Genomic DNA, 24,538 nt, shown 5'->3' on the forward strand with positions numbered 1-24,538 from the left:
AGGGAGGGAGGGGGAGGGAGGGGGAGGGAGACGGGGGCAGGGGGAAAGCGAGGCAGGGCCGGGGCCACGGGCGCCGCAGCCGCTCGTGGCCGTTGGCCCGGGTGTCTCCGTCAGCCCAGTTGCCGGATCGGGCTGCCGTGGAGGAAGGCGGTGATGTCCTCGACGGCCTGCTGGAAGTAGCCCTCGTAGTTGCGGCGGGTGACATAGCCGAGGTGGGGGAGGGAGAGGACGTTCGGGAGGGTCCGCAGGGGGTGGTCGGCGGGCAGTGGCTCGTGGTCGAAGACGTCCAGGCCGGCGCCGGCGAACCAGTTCTCGCGCAGTGCCTGGAGCAGTGCGGGCTGGTCGACGACGGCGGCACGGGAGGTGTTGATGAGATAGCCGGTGGGTCGTATCCGGCGGAGTTCGTCCGCGCCGAGCAGGCCGCGGGTGCGGTCGCTGAGGACGAGGTGGACGGAGACGTAGTCGCTGGTTTCCAGCAGCTCTTCCTTGGTGGCGGCGAAGCGTACGCCCGCCTCCCCGGCGCGCTCGGCGGTCAGGTTCTGGCTCCAGGCCACGACGTCCATGCCGAAGGCCTGTCCGATCCGGGCGACCCGAGTGCCGATCTTGCCCAGGCCGAGCAGTCCGAGCGTACGGCCGTGCAGGTCGGCGCCGAGCGTGCTCTGCCAGGGGCCGCCGGCGCGCATCGCGGTGTTCTCGGTGACGAGGTTGCGGGCGAGGCCGAGGATCAGCGCCCAGGTCAGTTCGACGGGCGGTTCGGTGTTGCTGGCCGTGCCGCAGACGGTGACGCCGTGCCGGGCGGCGGCTTCCAGATCGATGGCCGCGTTGCGCATCCCGGAGGTGATCAGCAGCCGCAGGCGGGGCAGCCGCGCGAGGAGCGAGGCGGGGAACGGGGTGCGCTCGCGCATCGCGACGACGATCTCGCAGTCACCGATCGCCGCGACCACGTCGTCCTCGGAGCGGAACGGCTCCCGCAGCGTACGGACGTCCACGGTGCCGGCCAGGGGGGACCAGTCGGCCATGGAGAGGGCGACACCCTGGTAGTCGTCGAGTACGGCACACCGCTGTGTCATGCGATTCTCCAGAGGGCAGAGGGCAGAGGGCAGAGGGCAGAGGGCAGAGGGCAGAGGGCAGAGGCGCGATCACGGGCGGGAGCCCGGCCGCGGGCACGAACCGAGGGCACGGGCAGTAGCAGGGCGGTGGCGGATGGTGCGTGTCGTCGCGCCCTCCCCATCCGGACCGTACCGCCCAAAAGCCTCCTAGCCAGTGACTGTTCGCATACTCACCTGGCCTGAAATTGATCAATCCTGGTCGATTACAGTGCTGCGCCAGGGGCCCCACAAGGCCCCGGCACGTAGTGAGCTTCGGGAGGGCGCAGTGAGCGAGCGCAGCGAGCATGCGATTCAGGGGTGCGCGCCGCGCGAATGCGAGGCCGAGCGGAGCGAGGTGTCGACATGAGCGCAGCGGGCGGCGGCGCCATCTGGGGCCGCGCGGAACAGCAGGACTTCCGCAGCCGGGTACGCGGCTGTCTGCTCGGCGGCGCCATAGGCGATGCCCTCGGGGCCGGGATCGAATTCCAGTCGCTCGACGCGATACGCCAGGCACACGGCCAGGAGGGCGTGACGGATCTCGTGCCCGCCTTCGGGCGGCGCGGCGCGGTCACCGACGACACGCAGATGACCCTGTTCACCGTCGACGGGCTGATCCGGGCGCAGGTGCGCCGTGACACCGGCGCCTGGCACCCGCCCACCGACGTGCACCGCGCCTACCTGCGCTGGGCCGCCACGCAGCACGACTGGGGCCCGGACGAGCGTAGGAAGGACGACGGCTGGCTCGCCCGCGAGGAGTGGCTCTACTCCCGCCGGGCCCCCGGGAAGGCCTGTCTGTCCGGGCTCGGCGACGAGGTGATGGGCACGCTCGAGAAGCCCAAGAACCCCGACTCGAAGGGCTGCGGCGCGGTGATGCGCTCCGCGCCGTTCGGGCTGCTGGTCGGCTGGGAGCCGCAGCTGGTCTTCCAGCTCGCCGTCGAGTGCGCGGCGCAGACGCACGGCCACCCCACCGGCTATCTGGCGGCCGGCGCGCTCGCGGTCATCAGCCACTCGCTGGCCCGCGGCGAGGACCTCGACAGCGCCGTGCAGAAGGCCCTGGCGCACCTTGCCACCCGTCCCGGCCACGAGGAGACCACCGACGCCCTCAAGCGCGCGCTCGGCGCCGTACGGCAGGGCATGCCGACTCCCGCCCGGGTGGAGTCGCTGGGCGAAGGCTGGACGGCCGAGGAGGCGCTGTCGATCGCCGTGTACTGCGCGCTGGTCGCCGAGGACATCCGGCACGGCCTGCTGCTCGCCGTCAACCACAGTGGCGACAGCGACTCCACCGGCGCCATCTGCGGCAATCTGCTGGGCACACTGCACGGTGAGACGGCGCTGCCGCCGGTGTGGCTGGTCGAGCTGGAGGGCCGGGACACCATCCTGCAACTGGCCGACGACTTCTCCATGGAGATGACGCAGGGCGCCGCGCTGCACGGTCCGGCCGGTTCGTCGCCGGGGTGGCTCGCCCGTTACCCACGGGCCTGAGGCAGCCGCCACCGGCGGGCCTGAGGCAGCCGCAACCGGCGGGCCAGAGGTTGTCGCACAGGCGCACGGGGCCCAGGAAAGGCCGCCCGCCCTCGAGCCCCGCACCCCGCCGAGCTACCCCTCACCCGCACCTCCCGGCAGGCGCGTTCCGTCGCCGAGCCCGGCTCGAAGTAGCAGCAGGTCATCCGGCCGCCGTGCGCGTCGATCCGGTGCGCCACCCGGGGACGTATCAACGCAGTGCGGGCGGTGCGGGCGGTGCGCCGCACCCCGTCCGCCGCCGTCTCGACAGTGAACGCGACCTCGTCGCCGACTGCGAGGCAGGACACCGAGCCGGAGTGCATGTCCAGTTCCAGGGAGGGGCCGCTGTACCGGGCGCGGCCGGGCCACAGGGGCAGCCGGGCCTGCGGCTCCGGGCAGCGCATTGGTGAAAGCGCATCGTCGGCCATGAACGGCATCCTGGCCGACGTGATGATTCCTCTCGCACCCCTACTGGCCCCCGCACCCCTACTGGCCCCCGCACCCCCACTGGCCCTCACGCCCCCGTTGGCCTTCGGCCCGGGCATGTCCCACACGTTGACCGCCGTACAGATCGTCTTCGCGCTCTTCTTCCTCGTGATGGGGCTGGGCGGACTGGCCGCCCCCGCCCGGGTGCTGCGGCCGTTCGGAATCACCCTGGAAGGGGCCACCGCCCGTACCGAAGTCCGTTCCGTCTACGGCGGGTTCGGGCTGGCGATGGCGGGGCTGCTCGGCTGGGCGGCCGTCGAACCGGCGGATCCGCTGCGGCGCGGCGCGGTGCTCGCGGCCGCCGTCGCGATGCTGGGGATGGCCGGCGGACGGCTCGTGGCCCGCCTCGTCGAACCGCCGGAATCCTGGTTCCCGTCATGGTTCTACTTCTGGGTGGAGGTGTTCGCCGGGGGCGCGCTACTGGCCACCGTCACGGTGACCTGAGTCCCGCGTCCGGCACCTCGCCCGTGCCGTCCCCTCGCGCCGGGAGCCCACCAGGCCCACCGTCTCCCTGTGCGGGGACCGCCCTCGCCCCCGCGGCGGCCGCCCCGCCACCGTCCTCGTCGTCCCCGGAGTTGATCCGCGCCAGCACCGCATCCCGCTCCGCCGTGTCCTGCGGCCGTACGAGGCCGATCACGACGAAGAGCACGAGCGAGGTGGCGACCGGCGAGACGATCTGGATCTGCAACTGGACGCCGCTCAGGCCGTAGTTGGTCAGCCAGAAGGCGAACAGGCCGGCCGCCCAGGACCCCAGCGCCGCCGTGGGCCCGGACCTGCGGAACGTCCGCAGCATGCCGAGCAGGAACGGGATGGAGATCGGGCCGACCAGGCCCGCCACCCACTTGATGACGACGGTGATGATGTCCTTGAACGCGGGCGAGTCGACCTGGGTGGCGATCGCCATCGACAGGCCCAGGAAGGCGACCGTCGACAGCCGTGCGGCCAGCAGCCCGGCCCGGTGCGACCAGTCGCGCGCCTTCGCCGAGAGCGCCGGTGCGATGTCGCGGGTGAACACCGCGGAGATGGCGTTGGCGTCCGAGGAGCACATGGCCATCGTGTGGGAGAAGAAGCCGACGACGACCAGTCCCAGCAGACCGTGCGGCAGCAGCCGTTCGGTCAGCAGGGCGTACGCGTCGGAGGCGTCCGGCTTCTCGGCCCTGACCAGCAGCGGCGCGACCCACATGGGGAAGAACAGCACCGCGGGCCAGACGAACCACAGTGCGGCCGACAGCCAGGCCGAACGCCTGGCCTGCCGGGCGCTGCTGGTGGCCATGAAGCGCTGGGCCTGGTTCCACATGCCGCCGCTGTATTCGAAGGTCTTGATGAAGAGGTAGGCGAGCAGGAAGGTCAGGGTGTACGGGCCGACGGTCGGCGCGGTGTGGCCGTCCGGCAGCCTGTCCCACACGGTCCACAGCGCGCTGGCGCCGCCCAGTTCGCCCATGACGGTGACCAGCATCGCCACACCGGCCAGCAACTGGATGACGAACTGGCCCAGTTCGGTCAGCGCGTCCGCCCACAGGCCGCCGACCGTGCAGTAGACACCGGTGACCAGGCCGGTGAGGAGAATGCCCTGGTTGAGCGAGATGCCGGTGAAGACGGACAGCAGGGTGGCGATCGCGGCCCACTTGGCGCCCACGTCCACGATCTTCAGCAGCACCCCGGACCAGGCCAGCGCCTGCTGCGTCGGCAGGTCGTAGCGGCTCTTGAGGTACTCCAGGGGGGAGGCGACACCGAGCCGCGACCGCAGCCGGTTGAGCCGCCCGGCGAACAGCTGCGCCCCGATGGCGATGCCGATCGCGATGGGGAAGGACCAGGTGACGTAGGAGGTGACGCCGTATTGGTAGGCGATGCCGGCGTACCCGGTGAACATCACCGCGCTGTAGCCGGACATGTGATGGGAGATGCCGGACAGCCACCACGGCATCCTGCCGCCCGCGGTGAAGAAGTCGCCGACATCGTCCACCCGCTTGTGCGACCACACCCCGATCGCCACCATGACGCCGAAGTAGCCGATGAGCACGGCCCAGTCGAGACTGTTCATGCCCCCTCCAGGGGTCCGCCTTGTGAACGTGCGGATGACGTTCCGCATCAGGAATCACTTCGCCGTGACGTCCTGTGGGGCGTGGTGCCCCCGTGTGGGAAGGGGGACTTCGGGGATTGAACCGTCAGTCGTGCAAGCCGGTCAAGGTTTCTCGGGTCATGAGTGTGAACTGCGATCAGCAAAGCGAACGATTTTGCGTCCCCTTGACCAATCGGGCCGTTGTCTGGGGCATGCCGCCGACCCACGATGAACACACACTTCGCCGGGCTCCGCCGGCCGTGACGCAGCAGCCGCACGGGAGCGGGATCCCGTGCGGCTGACATGGGCCGAGAAGTGGACGCGAGGGCGAAGGTGAAAGCGGGAGGGAAGGAGGGCGGCGAGCAGCGGCTACCGCATCAACTCGCCCGCGTTGACCAGCAACGACTGGCCCGTAATGGCGCGCGCCCGGTCGGAGGCCAGGAAGACCGCGGTCTCCGCCACGTCCGCGTCCGTCGCCAGCTCGGGCAGCGCCATCCGCTCGGCGAGCCGGGCGAGCACCTCGGCCTCCGGGACGCCTTCGCTGTGCGCCTGGAACCGTACGTACGCCTCGACGGGCGGGCCCCACATCCAGCCCGGCTGCACGGTGTTGACCCGTATCCGCTCCGGGCCCAGCTCGCGCGCCAGCGAGTACATCGCCGACACCAGCCCGCCCTTGGACGCCGCGTAAGCCGCCTGCTGCACCTGTGAAGGCGCGGCGACCGACGACTGGGTGCCGATCATCACCACCGACCCGCCGCCGCGCGCCGTGAGCGACGGCAGGCAGGCCCGGGTCATCCGCAGCGTGCCGAAGAGGTTGATGTCCACGACGCCGCGCCAGGAGTCGAAGTCGGCCTCGCGCAGACCGCCGAAGAGCGAGTCCAGTGCGGCGACATGGATCACCGCGTCGATGCCGCCGAACCGCTCCACGGCGAGCGCGGCCAGCGCCTCGCACTGCGCCTCGTCGCCGATATCGGTTGCCCGCCAGGCCGTCCGCTCGCCCGAAGGGTCGATCTGCGCCGCCGACTTGGCGAGATTGGCCTCCGTACGGGCCCCCAGTACGACCGAGGCACCGTCGCGCACACAGGCCGCCGCGACCTGATGGCCGAGTCCGGCCCCGACGCCCGAGACGACGACGGTCTTGTTCCGCAGCAGCATGTCCGCCTCCCGGCCGGGCCGCCCCGCACGCTTCTGACGGTGCGTCAGAGTAGGGGCGGCGGCCCGGAAAGGCCATAGCCCGGCGCTCACCGGGCTCTGACCGCTACCGGGCTCACCCGTTCCGGCGTGCGCCCTCCAGCGCCGTCCGCAGCCGGTCCAGGCCCTCGCGGATCTCCTGCGGGGAGTGCGTCACGAACGACAGCCGGACGGCCGTGGAGTCCGGGGTGCCCGCGAAGAACGGCGCCCCGGGGACATAGGCGACGTCGTGCCGTACGACCTCGGGCAGCAGGGCCGTGGCGTCGTAGCCCTCGCGCAGCGTCGCCCAGACGAACATGCCGCCCGCGGGACGATTCCATCGCGATCCCTCGGGGAGCGCCGCGGCCAGCCCGTCGACCAGCGCGTCCCGCCGCTCGCGGTAGGCGCCGCGCACCCGCTCCAGGTGGGCGTCCAGGTCAGCGGCCGCCAAGTACCGCGCCGCGGCCGCCTGGTCGACGGTCGAGGTGTGCAGATCGGCGGCCTGTTTGGCGATGACGCAGGCGCGCCGCAGCGCGGCCGGTACCCGCAGCGTGCCCAGTCGCAGCCCGGGTGCCATCACCTTGGAGAACGAGCCCAGAAGTGCCGTACGGTCCTCGGCCCCGGGGAAGGACGCCACCCACGGCATCGCCTCGCCCTCGAAGCGCAGCTCCCCGTACGGGTCGTCCTCGGCGATCCACAGGCCCCGGCGGGCGGCGACCTCGGCGACCGCGGCCCGTCGTTCGGCCGGCAGGGTGCGGCCGGTCGGGTTCTGGAAGGTGGGGATGACGTAGAGCAGCTTGGGCCGCTCGCGCGCGGCGATCTCGTCGAGCGCGGCCGGGTCCAGCCCCTCGTCGTCGGTCGGGACCGGCACCACCCGGGCACCGGCGAGCGAGAAGATCTGCAGCGCCGCGAGGTAGCAGGGGTCCTCGACCAGCACCACGTCACCGGGCTCCAGCAAGGTGGTGGCCAGCAGCGACAGCCCCTGCTGGGAGCCGGTGGTCACCAGCAGGTCGGCGGCGTCGGTGGGCAGCCCGCGTGCGGTGTAGCGGGCCGCGACGGCCGCGCGCAGCGCCGGATCCCCCTCGCTGGTGGAGTACTGCAGCGCCCGCTGTGGCTGTTCGGTCAGCACCTGCCGGAAGGCGTCGGCTATCCCTGCCGCGTCGAAAAGCTCGGGCGCGGGCAGTCCGCCGGCGAACGAGATGACCTCGGGCCGGGCGGTGAGCGCCAGGATGTCGCGTACCGGCGAGCTGCCGGTCCGCGCCGCGCGCGCGGCCAACTCGGGGACGGGGGTGCGGGCATCGGCAAGGATCGCGTCCGGCATGGCGGCTCCCATCGCTCAGGTCTGCGATTAACCGTCGTTAGCTGCAGACGGCAGGCATCTTAGGCGCGACGGGATGCGGTGTGCAGCGGTGCCCGCATCGTGAACGCGTGCGGCACACCCCCTCCCCTTCTGATGGTGTGTCAGCTACACCTGTCTGTCATGACCACAGACGCGACCGGAGACACGACGGGTGAAACGGCCACAGGCGCGGCAGCGGATGCGGCCGCAGGCGGCGAGGGGACCCCTGAGGCCGCGGCCTCGTCCTCCGCCGGCACCCGGGCCGCCGCCTACGCCGAGCTGGCCGCCGTCGGCCCCTACGGGGTGCGCCCCGGCCATGCGTTGATCACCATGGTCGAACCGCATCCGGGCCACGAGTACGCCTACAACCGCTGGTACGAGGACGATCACTACATCGCCGGCGCGATGGCGATGCCCTGGATGTTCGCGGGCCGCCGCTGGGTCGCCACCCGCGAGCTGCAGTCGCTGCGCTATCCGCAGGAGTCCGCCGTCGCCCGGCCGGTCACGGCCGGCTGCTACCTCTCCACGTACTGGCTGACCGACGGCCGCTACGACGAGCACATGAAGTGGACCGTCGGCATCAACAAGCGCCTCAACCGGGACGGCCGGGTCTACCAGGACCGTACGCATGTCTTCACGGCCTTCCAGGACCATGTGGCGACGGTCTACCGCGACGGTGCGGCGGGGCCCCGGGACTTCCATGCGCTGGACCACCCGTACGCGGGGTTGGTGCTGGAGGTGATCGACGCGGACGGCCCGGAGGGGCGGGCCGCATTGCTGGAGTGGCTGCGCGCCCGGCATCTGCCGCGGCGGCTGGCGGGTTCGCCGGCGGCGATGGTCACGGTCTTCCGGCCCACTCCGCTGCCGGGGGACCGGATGGCGTACGTGAAGCAGGTCGAGGGCGTCGACACCCGGCTGACGCTGCTGTGGTTCCTCCAGCAGGACCCGCGCGAGGGCTGGGCCGCGCACTTCACCGGACTGGGGGAGGAGGTCGCGGAGTCGGGGCTGGGGCGGGTGGAGCTGGTGGCGCCGTTCCTGCCGACCGTGCCCGGCACGGACCGGTACGTGGCCGAATTGCGCTGAGGTTTGCTCACGGGGCGTGGGCGCTTGGGCATGGCCGAGCCCCCTCGGCCGGGACGGCGATCCAGTCGAGAGGGCTCGTATCTGCGGGGTGCGCGAACCGTGAGAGGTCAGGTCACGCCACGTCGAACGCGCCGTCGGCGACGTCCGACACGAAGCGGCTCCAGGACGAGTTGTCGAACGTGAGGCGGGGACCCTCGGGGTCCTTGGAGTCGCGCACCGCGATGGCTGCGGTGGTGGGGACGGCGATCTCCACACAGGCGCCATTGCCACCGGAGTACGAGGACTTGGTCCAGGAGAATGCGGAATTCGGCTGCACGGCCATGTTCACTCCAGCTCACTCTGAGTTACCGCGGATTCGGTAGTGACGACGCTACGCGCCAACATCACTAGCCGCAGAGGCCGTTCACCCGTACGAATGGCATATTCCTTGATCTCTTTTCATGGAACAGGCCACGGGTGTACCGTGCGAACCCGGTTTCCGGAACATCGCATTCCGCCCTATTTCTCCCCTGGTCGGAGTCGCCGTCTTGCCTGGCCGGAGCGCACCTTCTTTCCTGATCGGAGCTCATCCTCTGCGGCGGCCGGAGCTCATCCCATCGCGTCCGCATGGGATTTCGCCGCGGCGGCGATGAACTCCCGGCTCTGTTCCGCGCTCAGTGCCTGTGCGCGCAAATGCTCGTACATGATCGTGTATTTGTGCACATCATTGGTTTTCTCCAGATAGAGGTCGCTGGTGACCCCCTCGATGTACACCACGCTGGAATCGGAGGCGTCGTCGAATTCCAGAATGGAGAACGTTCCCGACATTCCGGCATGCGCGCCCGTGTCGTAGGGAAGAATCTGAACCGTCACATGCGGCAGATTGCTCATCTCGACGAGATGGTCGAGTTGCTCGCGCATGATCAGATGACTGCCGACCACGCGCCGCAGCGCGCTCTCGTCCAGTACCACCCACAGCCGCAGCGGGCGCTCGGGGTCGTTGACCCGCTCCTGGCGGCGCATCCGTACCTGGATCCGCTTCTCCAGGTGGTCCGGCGCCAGCTCGGGGACCGTGCCGGGAATGACCGCCTCGGCGTAGCCGGGGGTCTGCAGCAGGCCGGGCACCAGCAGCGACTCGTAGATCCGCAGCGAGGCCGCCTCGGTCTCCAGGCCGATGTAGACGCTGTACGGGATGTCGCCGAAGGCGTGCCACCAGCCCTGCTGACGGGAGTCCTTCGCCATCTGCATCAGCGAATCGACTATCCGGTGGTCCTCGACCTCGTAGACCCCGCAAAGATCGCGGACATCGCGCTGACTGATACTGCGGCGGCCGTTCTCGAGTCTGCTGATCTTCGATTGTGAGACCAGCAGCCGCTCGGCCACCTCTTCCGCCGTCATGCCCTTGAGCTCACGGAGCCTGCGCAGCTCCTGGCCCAACCGGCGTCGCCTGACGGTGGGATTGACATTGGACGCCACGGGAAGTGCACCTCCGGCTCCGTACTGCTGTCGTTTCTGGTCAGCAGACTGCCACTCCGAGGTCACACCGCGCAGTGAAACGCACACAGAAGGCGAGCGAGCATGTGCGCGGGGTGGCGGGGGGGGCGTCGTCCCGAACGGCCGGCCCGCCACCCCGCGCTCCTTGCTGCGGCTCCCGAACGGGATGGTGGGGACGGTGGTGCGGGTGATGCTGCGCGCGCCGCAGCGCGCCGTGGTGCGTGCGTCGCGTCGCGGCATGGTGCGAGCGCCGTACGGCGTGTCGTGCGGCGTACGACGGTGGTGCGGGGCGTCGCACGGCGCGTGCCGGGTCGTGCGGCACGTCGTGCGGCGCTTCTACGGCGTCAGCGGGCGCCCACGCGGGCCATCCTGCTGTGGCCGCCGTGCCGTGACTGGCCCGGCGCGCCGGCCGCTTCCGCCGTGGCACGGGACGCGGGTTGCCGTACGGCTCCCGCGCCGGCGGCCTGCGACCGCCGGGGCTGCGCCGCGACACCGTTCTGTACGTCCATGACGGCGTGCGCGACCAGCCCGCCCATCGGGTCGTGCCGGATCAGATCCCGGAGACGGGAGCGCGATGACCGCCCCTCGTTGCCCGGGTAGAGGTGCTTGCCGAGTCCGACCGCATGGGCCAGCGCGGCGAGTGCCGCGGTCCGCGGGTCCGGGGGTACGCCGGTGCGGATCGCGTTGTCCAGCCGGGCCCTGATTTCCCGGCTGATGGCCGTCTCCGTCGCCTGGTAGCGCGTCGTCGGCAGTACTCCGCACATCTGTCCCGCCACGGCATGGACCATGCCGCACCGTTCGAGATGCGTGAGGTAGGTCTGGCGCAGCCCCAGTCGGGGCCCGCCGATCCAGTGGACCGCGCGCACCGGACTGCCGCGTCGGCGCAGCAGTTCGAGCGCGGAGTCCAGAGTCGGATCTCCTGTCGGCCGTGCCATCACCACGGCGATACGATCCCCGTCTGGGGCTATCCGTCCTGCCAGAGCCAGCTCTACTAGCTGGGCCCCGGCCAGGCCGAGGTCGAGCGACTGCGGCTGCGCTGTGGTGCCCGTAGTCGGGTCCAAAGCGAGCAGCAGAAGCTCCTCCGGAATTGTTCTGCGGCTCCTGCCCATCCATGCCTCCCCGCGTGGATGAATGACAGGGTGACCCCTCTCACATTCATCTGTCGAGAGTGCGTGGGGGGTTCGGTAGGGAACCGGTAGGTATGTCGTTCTCGTCTTGCACGTCGGCGACAGCTATCCGTGGGGTGCAGCGGGTACCGGTTCGCGTGGCGGCAAGGTGGCGCCGCGCGTACACAGGACACTTGGGAACACTTGGCCAGGCAGCAGTGCGACGTATGAAGGAGACATCGGTGGCGGGCGAGTCCCCCGACAAGTCGGACAAGAAGCAGTCGTCGGGGAAGACGGCGCGGAGCGAACGCGATCCGCGCCTGTCCGTTTTCCGAGGGGAGCCGGACGAGCCGGCGAAGGAATCGGGTGTGAAGTCGGGCGAGAAGCGGACGGTGGAGTCCGACGAGAAGCCCGGTGGGAAGTCCGATGGGAAGCCCGGCGGGAAGTCCGGCGGGAAGTCCGATGCCGGGTCCGGAGGGAAGTCCGGGGCGAAGGGCGATGCGGAGGCCGGGGCGAAGGGCGGGGGTGAGCCCTCGGCGGAGCCGGAGGCGTCTGAGGGGGCTGAGGAGGCCGCTGGGGACGGCGAGGGCGCCGAGGGTGGCGACGACCGTTTGCGGGCGGCTGTGGCCGCCTGGGTCGCGGAGAAGGGCGATGGGGGCGGTGCGGACGGCGATGCCGATGCTGACGCCGCTGGCGCCGATGTCGCTGACACGGCCGGCGAGGTAGCGAACGACGCTTCCGCGAAGTCGGACCCGAAGCCGGCGTCGAAGTCGAAGTCGGAGGAGCGGGCGGACGCGCCGGGCAAGGCCGGCGAGAAGTCCAAGGCCGACGAGAAGTCCAAGGGTGATGAGAAGTCCAAGGCCGAGGGGAGCGGTGACGACTCCGAGCCTGAGGTGACGGCCGACGCCGAGGCAGCGGCCGAACCGAAGGCCAAGGCTGAGACCAAGCCCAAGGCCAAGGCTGAGCCCAAGGCCAAGGCTGAGCCCGAGTCCGCGGCCAAGCCCAAGGTCGTTGATCAGCCGACTGCCGTCTTCAAGACCGTCGGGCCGCAGAAGGGCAAGCCCGACGAGGCTCGGGCCGACGCCGAAGCAGGCGAGTCGGCGGTGGATGACGCGACCCGCGTGTTTGCTGTCGCGAAGGCTAAGGCGAAGGGTGCGTCGGCCGAGCCCGTCGACCAGGCGACCACCGTCTTCAAGATCCCCCCGTCCGCCGAGGGTAAGCCCGCGGCCAAGTCGAAGTCCGCGACCAAGCCTGAAGCCAAGCCCGAACCCGAGGGTCAGGACAAGGGTCAGGACAAGGGGAAGAGCAAGGAAGAAGCCGCCGAGGCCCAGGACGGCGCCAAGGCCGAAGCCAAGGGCAGCGCCAAGGGCGGCGCCAAGGACAGCGCCAAGGCCGACAGCAAGGCCGCCCCCGAGCGGGACGCCGAGCGGACCAGCCAGTTCGTCGCGCTGAAGTCGGCGGACGACGGCACGGCGGGCAGGTCGCTGGGCAAGACGGCGCCCAAGACGCCGGCCCGTACGTCCGACAAGGCGGCGGAGACGGCCGCGGAGAAGCTTGCGGAGAAGCCGACCGCAAAGCCGGCCGCAAAGCCGAGTGCAAAGCCGGCCGCAAAGCCCGGCGAGCCCGCGGACAAGGCGTCCGGTGGCGCGACCGCCGACAAGGCCTCGGGCTCCCTGCCGTCGGCCGCCCCCGCGAAGCCGACCGCGTCCCCCCAGCCCGCCGGCCGGCCGGGCGCCATGCCGCCGGCCGCTACGGGTGCCACGCCGGGGGCCGGGCCCGCCGCGCTGCCCGAGTCGGAGCGGACCAAGCAGGAGCCCCTGCCGCCGCTCGACCTCCTGGCGAAGCTCACCAACACCCCGCCGCCGCCCGAGACCACGCTGCGCACGGTCGTCCGCCGGTTCAAGATCTGGACCCCGCTGGCGGTGCTGCTGGTGATCATCTTCGTGATCGTCCAGGCGGTGCGCCCGCTGCCCGCCCCGGCGGTCGTCCTCGGCGGCGCCAAGTCCTCGTTCGTCTTCGAGGGCGGCAAGCTCTCCATCCCGTGGCCCGAGCACGGGCAGGCGGCGGTCAAGGTCGTGGGCTCCGGTGACGTGGGGACGTTCGGCGAGCAGAAGCCGGTGCCGACCGCGAGCGTCGCCAAGATCATGACGGCCTACGTCATCCTCAAGGAGCACCCGCTCAAGAAGGACGAGAAGGGCCCGCAGATCGAGGTCGACGACAAGGCGGTGACCGAGGGCGGCTCCACGGACGAGTCGCGGATCGAGGGGCTCCGGGCGGGGCAGAAGTTCAGCCAGCAGGACATGCTCAAGATGCTGATGATCCCGTCCGGCAACAACATCGCCCGGCTGCTGGCCCGTTGGGACACCCAGTCCGCCAACGAGGGGGCGTTCGTCAAGAAGATGAACGCCGCCGCCAAGGACCTGGGCATGAAGGACACCACCTACACCGACCCCAGCGGTCTGGACCCCAAGACCGTGAGCACCGCCGTCGACCAGATCAAGCTGGCCGAGGCCGTCATGAAGTTCGACGCCTTCCGGCCGATCGTCGCCATGACCAACGCGGAGATCCCGGGCCTGCCGGGGCGGATCAACAACAACAACGACAATCTGCTGCTGGAGCCCGGGCTGAGCATCAAGGGCATCAAGACCGGCTCCAGCACCGCGGCCGGCGGCACGCTGTCCTGGGCGGCCTACAAGACGGTGGACGGCAAGGACCGCCTGATACTCGGCGCGATGATGGACCAGCACTTCAAGGGCCTGGACCCCAACGCCGAGAACAGCCTCACCATGGTCAAGAACAACAGCCAGAAGGTCATCGCAGCCGTACGCGAAGCGCTGACCTCGGCCACGGCGGTGAAGAAGGGGCAGGTCGTCGGCTATGTCGACGACGGCCTGGGCGGTCTGACGCCGGTCGTCGCCACCAAGGACCTGAAGGCGGTCGGAGTCTCGGGTCAGACGCTGCGGTTGAGCATCGGCGACGGCGGCAAGGCCGTCCCGCACGAGGCGAAGGCCGGGACCACCGTCGGTGTGCTGACGGTCGGCAGCGGCCAGCGGGCCCAGAAGGTGCCGGTGGCCCTGCAGAAGGACCTCCTCGAGCCGTCCTTCGGAGCGAAGCTGACCCGGATCGGGTGAGTGGACCGGGGCTCCGGGCCGGCGGGCGTCGACACCGCCGTGCCGGCCGGAGCCCCGGCACCCTGCGCTTCTGCTCCGTTCCCCCCGGCCCTCTCGGTCACCGGAGCCCGTCATCGACGTAGCGCAGGTACAGCAGGCGGCGTCACAGAAGCCGCCGGCGCCGGCGGCGTGCGAGCCGGCCATGACCACCCGCCGTGCGCGGCTGACCCAGAGTGCGGTGGTGCTGGTGCCCTCCGGGCTGATGCTGCTCCTGGGGGCGTGGGGCATCCGCCGGCAGGACGCCGTCTGGCGGGACGAGGCGGTCACCTACGACATGGCGCACCGCGGCCTGGCCGACCTGTGCCGCACGCTGCAGCACGTCGACGTCGTGCACGGCCTGTACTACGCGCTGATGCACGTCTGGTTCCGCCTCTACGACACCGCCCTCGGCGACGCCTTCGGTGCCGCGGTCGGCCTGCGGCTGCCGTCCGTGGCCGCGATGACGCTCGCCGCGGCGGGCGTCGCCCTGCTGGGGCAGCGGCTGGTCGGGCGGCGGGCGGGTCTGCTCGCGGGCCTCACCTTCGCGCTGATCCCGGTCGTGCAGCAGTACGCGCAGGAAGGGCGCTCCTACGCGACGGTCTGCGCCCTGGTCGTCTGGGCCACGCAGCTGCTGGTGCGAAGCGCCGCCCGTGCGCGCCGCGGGCTGTGGCTCGGGTACCCGGCGCTGATGCTGTGCGCCTGCCTGCTGCACGAGTTCGCGTGTCTGGTGCTGCCCGCACACGGCGCCGCGGTGATCCTGGCGCGCCTGCCGCGTCGCGTGCTGCGCGCCTGGGCCCTGTCCGCGCTCGCCGTCCTCGCCGGCCTGGCCCCGCTCGCGGTCCTCAGCACCCGGCAGTCCGCGCAGATCGGGTGGCTCATGTGGCCGGACCCCCTGCAGCTGCTGACCTTCGCCGTGCTCGCGGTCCTCGGCCTGGCCTGCGCCCGAGTCCGGGTGCCCTCCCGCGGCCCCATCGGCCTGCGCGCCCTGGGCATCCCGCTGCTCCTCCTGCCCACCCTCCTGCTGCTCCTGCTCTCCCACGTCGAACCGGCCTACGTCGACCGCTATGTCCTCTACTACGTCGTCGGCTTCGCGCTGCTCGCGGGCGCCGCGCTGGCCCGGCTCCTCCGCCCGGCGGGTGAGCCGGGCCGGTCCCGGCCGCGACGGCTGCGCCGGGCGCTGGCCCTGGCCGCGGTCCCGGCCGCGCTGCTCCCCGTCGATGTCCATCTGCGCAGCCCCGACAGCCGGGTCGACGACGTCAGCGCGGTCGCCCGGGCCGTACGGGAGATCGCCGAGCCGGGCGACGGCCTGCTCTTCATGCCGTCCCGGCGCCGCATCTGGACGGCGACCCGGCCGCACGACTTCCGAGGCCTGACCGACCTCGCCCTGGCCAGGAGCCCATCGGCGTCCCACACCCTCTACGGGACGGAGCTGTCCGGCGACGCGATCCGCGAGCGGATACTGGCCAGCCGCCGCATCGTGGTCGCCGGGGACCCGGCCGGCCAGCCGGCGGACGCCAGCGACCAGGAGATCGCCAAGCGGGCCACGCTGCGCTCGGCGTTCGTGGAGTGCGATGTCACGCAGGTGCGGGGGGCCCGGATGGCGCTCTACGCACGGGCGGGCGGCACGGACGACGGGGGCGCGGGAGGCTGCTGAGGTACGAGGCGCCTGCGCATGGGGCGTGGCCGGTCCCGGGGCGGACCGCCCGTCACAGGAGATCCGCCGTCCCCCGTCGCGGGCGCGACCTGCGCATACGCGGCCGGCTCGCCGGCCGTCCGGGCGCGGTGCCGTCCAGCAGCGCCAGGCAGCAGGAGGCACGGGCGCGGTCCGCGAGCAGCGCGGCCGGCCGCGTGAGCTCGGTGCTGTACGCCGGAGTGGTCATGACTCGATTGTCCGCCGCGAGTCTTCGGTGCCTACCGAAGCAAGACATGCCTACGGTGCCCGTATGAGTGCCTCCCCGGAGTACGCCACCTTCCATTTCCACGCGCTGCACCATGCCGACCAGCCGCTGCTGCTGCCCAACGCCTGGGATGTCGCCTCGGCCGTCGCGCTCGCCGGGGCCGGGTTCGCGGCGATCGGCACGACGAGCCTGGGGGTCGCCGCGGCCCACGGCTATCCGGACGGGCGCGCCCTCGCCGAGGTCCGGGACGCCACCCTGGCCCTGGCGCTGCGCCTCAACGGCCGGCTGGCCTGTCCTTACACCGTCGACATCGAGGGCGGCTTCGGCGGTGATCCGGCGCAAGTCGCCGAACTAGCCGGTGAGTTGGCGGAGGCCGGGGCCGCGGGGCTCAATCTGGAGGACGGGCTGCCCGGTGGCGCGGGGCTGCAGGATCCGGTCCGTCAGGCCGAGTTGATCGGCGCGGCGAAGGAGCGCGCGCCGGGGCTGTTCCTCAACGCCCGGATCGACACCCACTGGCTGGTGGACGCTCCGCCGCCGCTGTCGGTGACGCTCGCGCGCGCCGAGAGCTATCTGGCGGCGGGCGCGGACGGCATCTTCGTGCCGGGCGTCGTCGCCGACGACGATGTATCGGCGCTGGTCAGCGAGGTTCCCGCGCCGCTGAACATCCTCTTCGCGCCCGGGCGGCACACCGTCAGCCGACTGGCGGAGCTCGGTGTGCGCCGCATCAGCACCGGCTCGCTGCTCTTCCGTACGGCCCTGTCGGCCACCCTCGGGGCGGCGGAGGCCATCCGTGCGGGACGGGAGCTGCCGGATGTGGCGGGAGGGGGCGGTGCGCTACTGGGTTACGAGGACGTGCAGCGGTTGCTGGGGGAGTAGCGGCCGGCGGGCGCCGCGGGCCCGGCGGCGTCAGGCCTGCGGGCTGCGGGCTCCGTTGCGGCGCCGGTGTACGGCGACGACCGTACCGGCCACGCCCAGCGCACCCGCACCGCCCAGCAGCCCCGCCTTGGGCAGGTGGCCGGCCCTCTCGGCCAGTCCGGCCAGCCCGTTGTCGGGCAGCATGATCGACGTGCGGCTCTCCGTGGGCGCGGTGGAATCGGCGGCGGAGGCGGCGCCCGCGGGAAGCAGCAGGACGGCCAGCGCGCCGGTCGCGACGGTGGCGGTACGGATCACGGTGCGGCACTGGGCCCGCATGGGTACTCCTCGTCGGGGCGGCTCGGATCGGGCCGCCGTAGGGGCGCGGTAACGAGACAGCACGTTACGGAGCGTCCTTAACGGCGATCCATACGTTGTGTAACAGTCAGCGGGATCTCTGGGATCGGTCCTGTGACGGGGCGTCCGCTACGGCCCGGTCAAAGACGGCAAAGGCCGCCAAGGCGTCTTTGCGCCCCGCGCGACGGCATCGGCGGCGCCGCGCCGTCGGAATGGCCGCGCTGAAGATTCCCCCTCCCGCCACCTTGGATAGCTTGGTGCCGCAGGGTCAGTTGATTCCCGTTCACGGTGTTGCGCGCGTGTGGGGCGGTGCGCGCGTACGGAGTCCAGGGAGGCGGTGGCGATGCCATGCGACGGCGGCGATGCCGCGTGCGGCGGTGTGCGGTGCCACCCGTGGTGGTGGCGCCCGCGCGCGCCGCTGACCGGCCGGGGCCCGCGTGTCGCTCGGGCCGCCCTCGCCGCGCTCGCCGTGCTTGCCCTCCTCGGCGGCTGTGCCGGCCTGGAGGGCCTGCAGAACGACGGGCGCGCCAGGGACGTCAGGGCGCCCCTCGCGCTGTGGCCGCAGTACACGCCCGCCCCGCTCGGCCGGGACGACAACCCCGCGGCGCTCAAGCCCGTACGCGGGGTCCCGCACATCCCCAGCGGCAGCATGGCGGACGCGGACGCGCTGGCCGTCCTCGACGCGGACTTCACCGCGGAGGGCCGGCGTCCGCCCGCCCCGAAGACCGTCCGCAGCCCTCGCCTCTACGACGTCACGCACGACGGCCGGCCGGACCTGATCACGGTGACCGACCTCGACCCCCGCAACAGCGAGCTGCGGGTCTACAGCGCCCGGCACGGGGTGGTGACCCGGGTCCTGGCGCTGCCCGGTGTGCTCGCGGGGGTGGAGCTGGCGGCCGGTCACCTCTCCATCCGTGAGCCCACGAAGGACCCGCGCTACGTCGCCGTCACCGACTACGTCTGGGACGGCGACTCGATGGCCCTGTGGGACCTCACCCTGGACGAGCCCCGCAAGCGGCCGACCGCGCACACCGGCGGCGGCAGCCCGTGAGGCGCCCGGCGGTCTCCCTCCGCTGGAAGATCGCGCTGACCGTGATGGCGGTGAGCTGCGCGGTCGCCGCGGCCCTGGGTGTCCTGGTGCACAACGCGGTGGCCCGCCAGACCGTCGGCCAGCTGCGCAAGGAGACCCGCGCCAACCTCGACACCGCCCTGGACGCCTTCGAGTACGGCACCTCGCGCGAGGGCGTCAACTCCGTCCTCGACCCACCGGAACTGCCGGGCGAGCTACGGGAGTTGGTGCGTTCCGGTCGCCGGGGCAGCATGGTCGGCACGTATCGGGGCCGCCCCGTCATGTGGGCGGCGGCTCCGGCCGACAGCCAGGTGATGGCCGTCTGGTCGCCGTACGGCACCACCCGCGGTTCGCTGGAGACCCTCGACACCGCCATCCTCGGCTCGGCCGTGCTCGCCGCCACGGCCGTGGCTCTGGCCGGCCTCTTCCTCGCCCACCGCATCAGCCGCCGGCTGACCACCACGGCGGCGGTGGCGCGCCGGATCACCGCCGGCGACCTGGACGCCAGGGTCGGCAACGCTCCAGGTCGGGCGGCCGGTGGCGGCCCCGCGGGGCAGGACGAGGTGGCGGCGGTGGCGGCCGCCCTGGACTCGGTGGCCGGTTCGCTGCAGAGCCGGCTACGGGCCGAACAGCGCTTCACCGCCGATGTCGCCCATGAACTGCGGACGCCGCTGACGGGCATCCTCGCCTCGGCCGAGCTGCTCCCGGAGGGCCGCCCCAAGGAGATGATCAACGACCGGCTGCGGGCGCTGCACCGTCTCACCGAGGACCTGCTGGAGATCTCCCGGCTGGACTCCGGCACCGAGCACGCCGACCTGGCCGCGTACGAGCTGGGCGCGCTGGTGGAACGCTCGGTACGTGCCACCGGCCTCGACACCGAGATGCGGATCGGCTCCGACACGGTCGTCGACACCGACCGGCGCCGCCTCGACCGCATCGTCGTCAACCTCGTCCTCAACGCACACCGGCACGGCCGGCCCCCGGTCGTCGTCACCGTCGACGCCCCGCCCGGCGGCCCTCCGACCATCGAGGTGCGCGACCACGGGCCGGGCTACCCGCTCGATCTGCTGCACCACGGCCCGCAGCGCTTCCGCACCGACGCACCCGGGCGCGGCAAGGGCCACGGCCTGGGTCTGACCATCGCCGTCGGCCAGGCCGCCGTGCTGGGCATCGACCTGCGGTTCTCCAACGCCCCCGACGGCGGCGCCCGTGCCGTCCTGCGCCTACCGCAGGGCGACGCGGACGCCCCCTGACCTACCGGCGCCCCGCCGGCCCCCTACCAGTCGATGTCGTCCGGCGGCTCCGGCAGCGCCTCGTCCTCCTCCGGCTCCGGTTCCGTTGCCGCAAGGCCGCCCCGGACCGGCGCGCCGACCGTCGCGCCCCCCGTGGAGTCCGCCTGCCCTCCCCCTCCTTCTCCTGTTCCCTCGCCGTCCCGCCCCGCCAGCACGTCCAGGATCTGCTCGCCGTACTTCGCGAGCTTGTTCTCGCCGACCCCGCTGACCGTGCCCAGCTCGGCGGCCGTCGCGGGCCGGACGGTGGCGATCTCCCTGAGCGTCGCATCGTGGAAGATCACATACGCGGGCACGCCCTGCTCCTTGGCCGTACGGCCCCGCCAGCCGCGCAGCGCCTCGAAGAGCGGCAGTGCCTCCTGCGGCAGGTCCACCGGCGCCCGCTTGGCCTTCGCCTTCGCCTTGGCCGCCCGCGCGGCCTTCTCCGGCTCCCGGCGCATCGGCACCTCGCGCTCACTGCGCAGCACCTCGCCGCTGGTGTCGGTGAGCACCAGCGTGCCGTAGTCGCCCTCGACGGCGAGCAGGCCCTGCGCCAGCAACTGGCGTACGACACCCCGCCATTCGGCTTCCCGGAGGTCGGCCCCGATCCCGAAGACGCTCAGCGCGTCATGATCGAACTGGATGACCTTGGCGGTCTTCCGCCCCATCAGGATGTCGATGATCTGCCCCGCCCCGAACTTCTGCCCCCGCTCCCGCTGCAGCCGTACGACCGTCGACAGCAACTTCTGCGCGGGGACCGTGCCGTCCCAGGTCTGCGGCGGGGCCAGACACGTGTCGCAGTTGCCGCACGCGGTGCTCTGCTGTCCGAAGTAGGCCAGCAGCCGCACCCGGCGGCACTCCACCGCCTCGCACAGCGCCAGCATCGCGTCGAGGTGGGCCGAAAGCCGGCGCCGGTGCGCCTCGTCCCCCTCCGATCCGTCGATCAGCTTCCGCTGCTGCACCACGTCCTGCAGCCCGTAGGCCAGCCAGGCCGTCGACGGCTGGCCGTCCCGCCCGGCGCGCCCGGTCTCCTGGTAGTAGCCCTCCACCGACTTCGGCAGGTCCAGATGCGCCACGAAGCGCACGTCCGGCTTGTCGATGCCCATCCCGAACGCGATCGTGGCCACCACGACCAGCCCGTCCTCCCGCAGGAACCGGGCCTGGTTCGCGGCGCGGACACGGGCATCGAGCCCGGCGTGATACGGCACCGCTTCGATGCCGTTGTCCACCAGGAACTGGGCGGTCTTCTCCACCGACGCACGCGACAGGCAGTAGACGATCCCCGCATCGCCCGCATGCTCGGTCCGCAGCAGCTCCAGCAGCTGCTTCTTCGGCTCGCTCTTCGCCGCGATCCGGTACTGGATGTTCGGCCGGTCGAAGCTGGCCACGAAGTGCCGGGCGTCCGCCATCCGCAGCCGTGAGGTGATCTCGGCGTGGGTGGCCTCGGTCGCCGTGGCGGTCAGCGCGATCCGCGGCACCTCGGGCCAGCGCTCGTGCAGCATCGACAGGGCCAGATAGTCCGGCCGGAAGTCGTGGCCCCACTGCGCGACACAGTGCGCCTCGTCGATCGCGAACAGCGAGATCTTCCCCCGGTCGAGCAGGCTCAGCGTCTGCTCCACCCGCAACCGCTCCGGCGCCAGATACAGCAGATCCAGCTCCCCGGCCAGGAACTCGGCCTCGACGAGCCGCCGCTCCTCCAGATCCTGTGTCGAATTGAGGAACCCGGCCCGCACACCGAGCGCCCGCAAGGCGTCGACCTGGTCCTGCATCAAGGCGATCAGCGGGGAGATCACGACCCCCACACCGCCCCTGACCAGCGAGGGAATCTGATAGCAGAGCGATTTGCCGCCACCGGTCGGCATCAGGACGACGGCGTCCCCGCCCCCTATGACGTGGTCGATGATCTCCTGCTGGCTGCCGCGGAACGCCTCATACCCGAACACCCGGCGCAGCACCTGCACCGCCTCGTTCGCCTCCGAAGCGTCTTCCACATCCATGTCCACGACCACTTCCACGTCCGCCAGAGCCATTCCAGAAGCCTACGAGGTTCCGCGGGCGCGCCGCCGAGCCTGTGGACAACTCCTGTCATGGACGGTTCCGGCCGCACCGGTCCGGTGGGTGCCCAAGGGCGCCTCAGGGCTGGTCGAAGGAGAGCAGTGGCAGCGCGTGCAGTGCCACGGCGAGGTCGGCGGTGGCGCGGGGGTCCTTCAGGGAGCGCCCGGTCAGCTCCTCCAGCCTCTGCAGCCGGTAGCGCACGGTGTTGCGGTGGCAGTACAGCAGCTCCGCCGCGCCGGCCGTCGAGCCGGCCGAGGCGAACCAGCACTCCAGGGTCTGCAGCAGGCGGTCCCGCTCGACCGCCGGCAGTTCCAGTACGCCCGCGAAGACCGCCCGAGCGATCCGTCCGGCCTCCTCCGGGGCCGCGGCGACGAGCAGAGCGGCCGGGCTGTCGTCGAACCGCGCGATGCCCGCCGGCCGCCCGCGCCCGCCCGCCAGCGCCAGCCGGGCCAGCCGCAGTGCTCGGGGGGTCTCCCGCAGGTCGCGGTAGGTGGGGCTGACGCCCACCCGGGAGGCGGCGGACCGCCCCAGCACCCGCAGGGCGGCCTCCTCGGCCCCCGGATGGTGCACGGCGATCACACCGACCTGGAGGTCGGGCAGCAGGCGCCAGGCCGACCGCAGCTGCTCGGCCAGGAGGCGCGCCTCGATCCCGGGGATCGCCTCCCGGCCCGGGGCGGGCACCTCGGCCGCCACGACGACATGCGGCCCGCCGGTCGGCAGGCCGAGCACGTCCGCGGCCTCCCACAGGGTCGTGCGATCGGTGAGCATCCCGGTGAACAGCGCCTCGACCAGGGCGGACCGTTCGCGCTCCCGTTGGAGCACCAGCTCGGACGCCTCCTCGCGGTAGGCGTCGCTGGCCGCCGCCGCGAGGCCCTCGTTCACCCACCACGCGGCCAGGGAGACGATCGTGTCGGTGGTGACGCCCTCGGCGGTGCGGGCTTCCTCGGCGAGCTCGGACCACAGGAACTCGGACCCGACCCGATAGGCGTGCAGCATCTCGGCCAACGGCTCTCCCTGGCGGGCCCGTTCGCGGCCGGTGTCCTGCGCGGTGGTCATGTCGGAGGTGTCGCAGCCGGTGATGAGGCTCTGGAAGACCAGCTCGGCGTTGCCGAGACAGGAGGCCCTCAGCTCCTCGAACGGCACACGTTCCTCGTTGCCGTAGTACGTCACCTCGGCGCGGATACGGCGGGCCATCCGCACGCTCAGTTCCGGTGCGCGGCCCAGCAGCGTGGCCGCTATGGGGGCGATTTCGGCAGGCGGGACGGGTACGCGGGGCATGAACCGCAGATTACAAAGACCGGCACGCAGATGAACGGCGTTGTGCGCGGGGACAACGGGGACGGTGGTGCTGCTGTGCGCCGGCACATGGCTCGTACGGCGGGTGGCCGCAACGATGTCGGAGACGTTACCGGCCGGTATCGGACCCAGCTTCCGTCTCGCTGTCTCCTCAGGGGGAACTGTGCCCAGAGCCGTCACACACAGCACCGCGCACACCGACGCACCACGCAGCACCGCGCACACCGACGCACCACGCAGCACTGCGAACACCCGCGCACCACAGAGCACCGCACGCGCCAAGAAGTGGTCATCCGCCCTGGCCGGCGCCGGACTCCTCGCCGCCACCCTCACCACCGGCGTCTCGCCCGCCCATGCCGCGGACACCGCCGGGACCGGCAAGTATGTGGCGCTCGGCGATTCCTACGCCGCCGGTGCCGGGGTCCTGGCGCAGTCCGCGGGCCTGTGCATGCGCTCCGACCACAACTACGGCCATCTCGTCGCCGCGGCGCTCGCCCCGTCGTCGTACGTGGACAAGACCTGCGCCGGAGCGAAGGTGAGCGCGCTCACCGAGCCCCAGAAGGACGCCGGGATGGTGGTCAACGGTCCCCAGCTCGACGCCGTCACCGCGGACACCTCCCTGATCACGCTCACCATCACCGGCAACAACCTCGGCCGCTCCGACGTCGGCTTCGGCGATGTCGCGGTCGTCTGCTCGGCCGTGTCCCTGACCAACCCCTTCGGTGCGCCCTGCCGCGACCTGTACAAGGACACGCTCAGCACCTGGCTGGACTCCGCGACCGCCCGGCTGGCCAAGGACCTCGGGACGATGCGCGCCAAGGCCCCGAAGGCCAGGGTGCTGGTCGTCGGCTACCCGTCCGTGTTGCCCGACGACCCGGCGAAGTGCCTGGGCAAGATGCCCGTCACGACCGGGGACCTGACGTTCCTGCGCTCCGTACTCGGCGAACTCAACGACAAGGTCGCCAAGACCGCCACCGCCGCGGGCGCCACGTACGTCGACACGCTCGGCCCGACCAAGGGGCATGACAGCTGCTCGGCGGACAAGTGGGTGGAGGGCCTGGTCCCGACCTCGCCGGCCGTGCCGCTGCACCCCAACGCCACCGGCGAACGTGCCATGGCCGACGCGGTGTTGCACGCGCTCGGCCGCTGATCCGGCCCGGCGCCGGCTCCGTCCGGGTCGTGGGGGGGGGGGGGGGGGGGGGGGGAAGCAAAACGCGCGCAAAGGGGAGGGTAGGGGGGGTTCGACAGGGGGGGGGGGAGCCATCCCGCCCCTTGCCTTAGCTCTGTTCC

Annotated in this window: 20 protein-coding genes; 9 read left to right on the top strand and 11 right to left on the bottom strand. The window is 71.9% G+C overall.

All coding sequences use genetic code 11. The annotated features are described in order from the left end of the window. Nucleotides 1-110: 110 nt before the first annotated feature. Nucleotides 111-1,070, bottom strand: a complete 960-nt coding sequence (locus AC0680_RS32340; RefSeq protein ID WP_478635899.1) for a D-2-hydroxyacid dehydrogenase family protein — start codon at nucleotides 1,068-1,070, stop codon at nucleotides 111-113. A gap of 381 nt (nucleotides 1,071-1,451) precedes the next feature. Between AC0680_RS32340 and AC0680_RS32345 the strand changes: the two genes are divergently transcribed. Continuing rightward, nucleotides 1,452-2,570 (top strand): ADP-ribosylglycohydrolase family protein, encoded by a 1,119-nt coding sequence (locus AC0680_RS32345; protein WP_478635902.1) that lies wholly within the window; start codon nucleotides 1,452-1,454, stop codon nucleotides 2,568-2,570. A 561-nt stretch (nucleotides 2,571-3,131) separates the two neighbouring features. Next, nucleotides 3,132-3,518: a DUF4345 domain-containing protein gene (locus tag AC0680_RS32350; RefSeq protein ID WP_478635905.1), complete on the top strand. Its 387-nt coding sequence runs from the start codon at nucleotides 3,132-3,134 to the stop codon at nucleotides 3,516-3,518. Here AC0680_RS32350 and AC0680_RS32355 read toward each other — a convergent pair. The 3 genes from AC0680_RS32355 to AC0680_RS32365 form a co-directional block, all read right to left on the bottom strand. After that, a complete protein-coding gene (locus AC0680_RS32355; RefSeq protein WP_478635908.1) occupies nucleotides 3,505-5,115 on the bottom strand; it encodes a sodium:solute symporter family protein in 1,611 nt (536 codons plus the stop codon). The genes AC0680_RS32350 and AC0680_RS32355 overlap by 14 nt on opposite strands. Before the next feature lie 387 nt (nucleotides 5,116-5,502). Continuing rightward, the gene (locus AC0680_RS32360) at nucleotides 5,503-6,288 is read right to left on the bottom strand and encodes an SDR family oxidoreductase (RefSeq protein WP_478635911.1); all 786 of its coding nucleotides are present in this window, start codon (nucleotides 6,286-6,288) and stop codon (nucleotides 5,503-5,505) included. A 112-nt stretch (nucleotides 6,289-6,400) separates the two neighbouring features. Continuing rightward, nucleotides 6,401-7,624 (bottom strand): aminotransferase-like domain-containing protein, encoded by a 1,224-nt coding sequence (locus AC0680_RS32365; protein WP_478635914.1) that lies wholly within the window; start codon nucleotides 7,622-7,624, stop codon nucleotides 6,401-6,403. Nucleotides 7,625-7,783: 159 nt separating this feature from the next. On the opposite strand from AC0680_RS32365, the gene AC0680_RS32370 reads away from it, so the two are divergent. Further along, complete coding sequence (locus tag AC0680_RS32370) at nucleotides 7,784-8,725, top strand: hypothetical protein (protein WP_478635916.1); 942 nt, start codon at nucleotides 7,784-7,786, stop codon at nucleotides 8,723-8,725. A gap of 112 nt (nucleotides 8,726-8,837) precedes the next feature. Here AC0680_RS32370 and AC0680_RS32375 read toward each other — a convergent pair whose 3' ends face one another. From AC0680_RS32375 to AC0680_RS32385, 3 genes are all read right to left on the bottom strand, one after another. Beyond that, complete coding sequence (locus tag AC0680_RS32375) at nucleotides 8,838-9,047, bottom strand: DUF397 domain-containing protein (protein ID WP_384430218.1); 210 nt, start codon at nucleotides 9,045-9,047, stop codon at nucleotides 8,838-8,840. Between the two features lie 266 nt (nucleotides 9,048-9,313). Further along, nucleotides 9,314-10,180 (bottom strand): helix-turn-helix domain-containing protein, encoded by an 867-nt coding sequence (locus tag AC0680_RS32380; RefSeq protein WP_478635920.1) that lies wholly within the window; start codon nucleotides 10,178-10,180, stop codon nucleotides 9,314-9,316. 362 nt (nucleotides 10,181-10,542) lie between these two features. After that, a complete protein-coding gene (locus AC0680_RS32385) occupies nucleotides 10,543-11,307 on the bottom strand; it encodes a GOLPH3/VPS74 family protein (RefSeq protein ID WP_478635923.1) in 765 nt (254 codons plus the stop codon). Between the two features lie 239 nt (nucleotides 11,308-11,546). On the opposite strand from AC0680_RS32385, the gene AC0680_RS32390 reads away from it, so the two are divergent. Then, the gene (locus AC0680_RS32390) at nucleotides 11,547-14,435 is read left to right on the top strand and encodes a D-alanyl-D-alanine carboxypeptidase family protein (RefSeq protein WP_478635926.1); all 2,889 of its coding nucleotides are present in this window, start codon (nucleotides 11,547-11,549) and stop codon (nucleotides 14,433-14,435) included. Between the two features lie 181 nt (nucleotides 14,436-14,616). After that, complete coding sequence (locus AC0680_RS32395) at nucleotides 14,617-16,107, top strand: glycosyltransferase family 39 protein (RefSeq protein ID WP_478635929.1); 1,491 nt, start codon at nucleotides 14,617-14,619, stop codon at nucleotides 16,105-16,107. A gap of 52 nt (nucleotides 16,108-16,159) precedes the next feature. Here the strand turns inward: AC0680_RS32395 and AC0680_RS32400 are convergent, their stop codons facing one another. Next, entirely contained in the window at nucleotides 16,160-16,333 is a 174-nt protein-coding gene (locus tag AC0680_RS32400) for a hypothetical protein (RefSeq protein WP_478635932.1), read from the bottom strand. Between the two features lie 63 nt (nucleotides 16,334-16,396). Here AC0680_RS32400 and AC0680_RS32405 point away from each other — a divergent pair, with 63 nt between their 5' ends. After that, a complete protein-coding gene (locus AC0680_RS32405; protein ID WP_478635934.1) occupies nucleotides 16,397-17,227 on the top strand; it encodes an isocitrate lyase/PEP mutase family protein in 831 nt (276 codons plus the stop codon). Nucleotides 17,228-17,257: 30 nt separating this feature from the next. Here AC0680_RS32405 and AC0680_RS32410 read toward each other — a convergent pair whose 3' ends face one another. Continuing rightward, nucleotides 17,258-17,542, bottom strand: a complete 285-nt coding sequence (locus tag AC0680_RS32410; protein ID WP_478635936.1) for a hypothetical protein — start codon at nucleotides 17,540-17,542, stop codon at nucleotides 17,258-17,260. A 361-nt stretch (nucleotides 17,543-17,903) separates the two neighbouring features. On the opposite strand from AC0680_RS32410, the gene AC0680_RS32415 reads away from it, so the two are divergent. Together AC0680_RS32415 and AC0680_RS32420 are read left to right on the top strand one after the other, a co-directional pair. Beyond that, nucleotides 17,904-18,611, top strand: a complete 708-nt coding sequence (locus AC0680_RS32415; protein WP_478635939.1) for a hypothetical protein — start codon at nucleotides 17,904-17,906, stop codon at nucleotides 18,609-18,611. Further along, entirely contained in the window at nucleotides 18,608-19,882 is a 1,275-nt protein-coding gene (locus AC0680_RS32420; protein ID WP_478635942.1) for a sensor histidine kinase, read from the top strand. Before AC0680_RS32415 ends, AC0680_RS32420 begins: the two co-directional genes overlap by 4 nt. 23 nt (nucleotides 19,883-19,905) lie before the next feature. Here AC0680_RS32420 and recQ read toward each other — a convergent pair whose 3' ends face one another. Both recQ and AC0680_RS32430 read right to left on the bottom strand, forming a co-directional pair. After that, a complete protein-coding gene (recQ, locus tag AC0680_RS32425; protein ID WP_478635944.1) occupies nucleotides 19,906-21,927 on the bottom strand; it encodes a DNA helicase RecQ in 2,022 nt (673 codons plus the stop codon). 103 nt (nucleotides 21,928-22,030) lie between these two features. Continuing rightward, on the bottom strand, nucleotides 22,031-23,230 hold the full coding sequence (locus AC0680_RS32430; RefSeq protein ID WP_478635946.1) for a PucR family transcriptional regulator: 1,200 nt from the start codon (nucleotides 23,228-23,230) through the stop codon (nucleotides 22,031-22,033). Between the two features lie 181 nt (nucleotides 23,231-23,411). Between AC0680_RS32430 and AC0680_RS32435 the strand changes: the two genes are divergently transcribed. Further along, nucleotides 23,412-24,398: an SGNH/GDSL hydrolase family protein gene (locus tag AC0680_RS32435; protein WP_478635948.1), complete on the top strand. Its 987-nt coding sequence runs from the start codon at nucleotides 23,412-23,414 to the stop codon at nucleotides 24,396-24,398. Nucleotides 24,399-24,538 lie beyond the last annotated feature (140 nt).

The organism is Streptomyces sp. NPDC043738 (assembly GCF_056436545.1).

What these genes read in the sequence shown, in the direction of transcription:
- AC0680_RS32385 (WP_478635923.1), bottom strand. Translation starts at nt 11,307, where the DNA reads ATGGGCAGGAGCCGCAGAACAATTCCGGAGGAGCTTCTGCTGCTCGCT.
- AC0680_RS32405 (WP_478635934.1), top strand. Translation starts at nt 16,397, where the DNA reads ATGAGTGCCTCCCCGGAGTACGCCACCTTCCATTTCCACGCGCTGCAC.
- AC0680_RS32415 (WP_478635939.1), top strand. Translation starts at nt 17,904, where the DNA reads ATGCCATGCGACGGCGGCGATGCCGCGTGCGGCGGTGTGCGGTGCCAC.
- AC0680_RS32400 (WP_478635932.1), bottom strand. Translation starts at nt 16,333, where the DNA reads ATGACCACTCCGGCGTACAGCACCGAGCTCACGCGGCCGGCCGCGCTG.
- AC0680_RS32355 (WP_478635908.1), bottom strand. Translation starts at nt 5,115, where the DNA reads ATGAACAGTCTCGACTGGGCCGTGCTCATCGGCTACTTCGGCGTCATG.
- AC0680_RS32375 (WP_384430218.1), bottom strand. Translation starts at nt 9,047, where the DNA reads ATGGCCGTGCAGCCGAATTCCGCATTCTCCTGGACCAAGTCCTCGTAC.
- recQ (WP_478635944.1), bottom strand. Translation starts at nt 21,927, where the DNA reads ATGGCTCTGGCGGACGTGGAAGTGGTCGTGGACATGGATGTGGAAGAC.
- AC0680_RS32395 (WP_478635929.1), top strand. Translation starts at nt 14,617, where the DNA reads ATGACCACCCGCCGTGCGCGGCTGACCCAGAGTGCGGTGGTGCTGGTG.
- AC0680_RS32430 (WP_478635946.1), bottom strand. Translation starts at nt 23,230, where the DNA reads ATGCCCCGCGTACCCGTCCCGCCTGCCGAAATCGCCCCCATAGCGGCC.
- AC0680_RS32350 (WP_478635905.1), top strand. Translation starts at nt 3,132, where the DNA reads ATGTCCCACACGTTGACCGCCGTACAGATCGTCTTCGCGCTCTTCTTC.
- AC0680_RS32365 (WP_478635914.1), bottom strand. Translation starts at nt 7,624, where the DNA reads ATGCCGGACGCGATCCTTGCCGATGCCCGCACCCCCGTCCCCGAGTTG.
- AC0680_RS32340 (WP_478635899.1), bottom strand. Translation starts at nt 1,070, where the DNA reads ATGACACAGCGGTGTGCCGTACTCGACGACTACCAGGGTGTCGCCCTC.
- AC0680_RS32370 (WP_478635916.1), top strand. Translation starts at nt 7,784, where the DNA reads ATGACCACAGACGCGACCGGAGACACGACGGGTGAAACGGCCACAGGC.
- AC0680_RS32410 (WP_478635936.1), bottom strand. Translation starts at nt 17,542, where the DNA reads ATGCGGGCCCAGTGCCGCACCGTGATCCGTACCGCCACCGTCGCGACC.
- AC0680_RS32360 (WP_478635911.1), bottom strand. Translation starts at nt 6,288, where the DNA reads ATGCTGCTGCGGAACAAGACCGTCGTCGTCTCGGGCGTCGGGGCCGGA.
- AC0680_RS32345 (WP_478635902.1), top strand. Translation starts at nt 1,452, where the DNA reads ATGAGCGCAGCGGGCGGCGGCGCCATCTGGGGCCGCGCGGAACAGCAG.